Below are 526 nucleotides of genomic sequence, written 5' to 3'. Positions count from 1 at the left end.
AGAGCGCCAGCGGCACCAGCAGGGCGAGCGCCGAGCAGGCGGCGATCACCCGCTGCCGTACCGGGGTCCGGCCGAGCGCCAGCCCGACGGCGCAGATCAGGCCGAACGCCACCACGGTCGCCATGCCCATCACGTCCTGCGGCCCGAAGGTGCCGACCGCCCGGATGTCCTCGCCCTGGTAGGAGGCGCCGGTCCCGGTGACGAACTGATGGACGCCGACCGCACCCTGCCATCCCGCGAGCCCGACGAACGACCAGGCCAGCACCCGGAAGTCGGCCCGGTCGCGGACGAGGAGGACGACGGCCGCCGGGACGAGCACGAAGATCTGGAGGTAGCGGCCCAGACCGGAGAGCCCCGCCCCCGGCGAGGACGCGCCCATCGCGGCGAGCGCGAGCCCGACCACCGGCAGTCCGAGGACCAGGGCGGCGGTGAGGGACAGCGGGCGCCGCCGCTGCCGCAGCAGCCGGACCGCGCAGAACAGCACGACCAGCGCGGACAGCGCGTCGGCCGGTCCGGCGCCGCCCTC

General features: G+C 76.0%; 1 pseudogene. It reads right to left on the bottom strand.

Annotation, left to right across the window (positions count from 1 at the left end):
- A pseudogene (locus ACLJPL_RS34155) lies at nucleotides 1–526 on the bottom strand (hypothetical protein); the annotation flags it as partial.

The organism is Streptomyces sp. cmx-18-6 (assembly GCF_046548915.1).
Classification (GTDB): Bacteria; Actinomycetota; Actinomycetes; order Streptomycetales; family Streptomycetaceae; genus Streptomyces.
This window is presented reverse-complemented; position numbering and strand designations above follow the sequence as displayed.